The organism is uncultured Caballeronia sp. (genome assembly GCF_964243625.1).
GTDB lineage: Bacteria > Pseudomonadota > Gammaproteobacteria > Burkholderiales > Burkholderiaceae > Caballeronia.
On sequence record NZ_CAXTGZ010000143.1, the window covers coordinates 10,396 to 12,442 of the forward strand.

A 2,047-nucleotide genomic window follows, 5' to 3' on the forward strand; every position below is an offset into this window, starting at 1 on the left:
TGGAAGCTCTTCACGCCAGCCGAGCCGTCCAGCAAGTTCGTGCCGTTGTACGTGGTTTGCGACGAAATACGGTTGATTTCACTGATACGCTGCGTCACTTCCGACTGAAGCGCTGCCTGGTCGGTCGACGACAGCGAACCGCTCGAAGCTTGCACAGCCAGTTGGCGAATACGTTGCAGGTTGTCCGTGATCTGGCTCAGACCGCTCGATGCCGTTTGCGTCATCGAAACGCCGTCGTTCGCATTCGATACACCTTGGTTCAGGCCGTTGATCTGCGACGTCATGCGCGACGCAATGGCTTGTCCTGCTGCGTCGTCCGCGGCGCTGTTGATGCGCTTGCCCGACGACAGGCGGGTGATTGCCGACGACAGCGCGCTCTGCGTGCTGCCCAGGTTTTGCTGAGCGACCAGCGAGTTGATATTGCTGTTAATACCGATCATTTGGATTTCTCCTGAAAAAGCTATGTGAGCTAAAAGGGCTGTTTTTGGCTACTACGCCGTCCTGTTGCCTGGCGGTTCCGAGCGTGTTAGCCGGCCGCCTACTTGGGTTAGCGGCCCCTCACAAAAACTTGAGGAATTCGAAAATCATTTGTAGAAGGAATGCCTTGAACGCTGGAGATAGTCTTGCCGTAAGGGGTTTGCAATGGCACACCGCCTGCGGGCATGGAGATTCACGGGTATTCTTTTTCGCAGCATTCCCTTGATTGCACACGTCAGGAGCCACCATGCAACACCGCACCATCGGTACCTCGGACCTCAAGGTCGCGCCGCTCGTCTTTGGCGGCAACGTGTTCGGCTGGACCGCCGACGAACGCACTTCCTTCTCCCTTCTCGACGCTTTTGTCGACCACGGCCTCAATTTCATCGATACCGCCGACGTCTATTCGTCCTGGGTCGAAGGCCACCAGGGCGGTGAATCGGAGACGATCATCGGCAAGTGGCTGAAGGAGAGCGGCAAGCGCGACAAGGTCGTGCTCGCCACCAAGGTCGGCATGCTGAGCACGCGGCCGGGGCTGTCGGCGGCGAACATCGAAGCGGCCGTGAACGACTCGCTCAAGCGGCTCAAGACGGATTACATCGACGTCTATTTCTCCCATCTCGACGACGATAAAACGCCGCTCATCGACACGCTCGGCGCCTATCAGAAGCTGATTGCAGCCGGCAAGGTGCGGGTGATCGGGGCATCGAACTACACGGGCGAACGGCTGGAAGAGGCGCTGAAGATCTCTCAAAATGAGGGCGTTCCGGGTTATCAGGTGCTGCAACCGGAATACAACCTCTATGATCGCGCAGGTTACGAAGGCGACCAGGAGCCGGTCGCCGCGGCGCATAAGGTCTCTGTGGTGACGTACTACAGCCTCGCGAGCGGTTTCCTGAGCGGAAAATACCGGTCCAAAGCCGATACGGAGAACGCTGCGCGCGGTTCCAAGGTCTCGGGCTATCTGAACGATCGCGGCTTGCGGATCATCGATGCGCTCGTCAAGGTCGCCGACCGCCACGGCGTCGCGCCCGCTACAATTGCGCTCGCATGGCTGATCGCACGTCCAAGCGTGACAGCGCCGATTGCCAGCGCGACTTCGGTCAAACAGCTCGAAAATCTTGCCGAAGCCACGCGCATCACGCTCGAGCCTGAAGACATTGCGTTGCTGACGGACGTCAGTGATCCGGCGTAAGTTTTCGCATAAATGCCTGAAAAACTTCGGATTTTCATGGAGTTGCGCCCCGCGAACCGGCTTTGCGGGGTTGGCGATACGTCGACGATCTGATAACATCTCGCCCGAATCGAGATTTTTGCCCGATGACGCGGCAGCTTTTCGCGACGTCTGGCGGCCCGAAGTGCGCTGTTCCGGATTCCAGGGAATGCGCATGCCGTGATCGGCGGTGAAATCCCACCTCTCTCTTTTCCGGCCTCCGTGGCCGCTTTGCTCGTGTTCGCCGCGTTGGGTGGACGATCGGAGTGCCGGCGCGCGGCGTAAGCCCGTTTGGTTACGCTTCGCCGCGCAGTCAGAAAAACGTATTAGCGATTTAGGACTTCCATGACCACTATT

At 58.6% G+C, this 2,047-nt stretch carries 1 protein-coding gene and 1 pseudogene; one reads left to right on the forward strand and one right to left on the reverse strand.

Annotated elements, in window-relative coordinates:
* Nucleotides 1–440: pseudogene (locus tag ACFFAR_RS12285) on the reverse strand (flagellin); the annotation flags it as partial.
* A gap of 284 nt (nucleotides 441–724) precedes the next feature.
* Here ACFFAR_RS12285 and ACFFAR_RS12290 point away from each other — a divergent pair.
* On the forward strand, nucleotides 725–1,672 hold the full coding sequence (locus tag ACFFAR_RS12290; protein WP_375507940.1) for an aldo/keto reductase: 948 nt from the start codon (nucleotides 725–727) through the stop codon (nucleotides 1,670–1,672).
* Nucleotides 1,673–2,047: the final 375 nt, after the last annotated feature.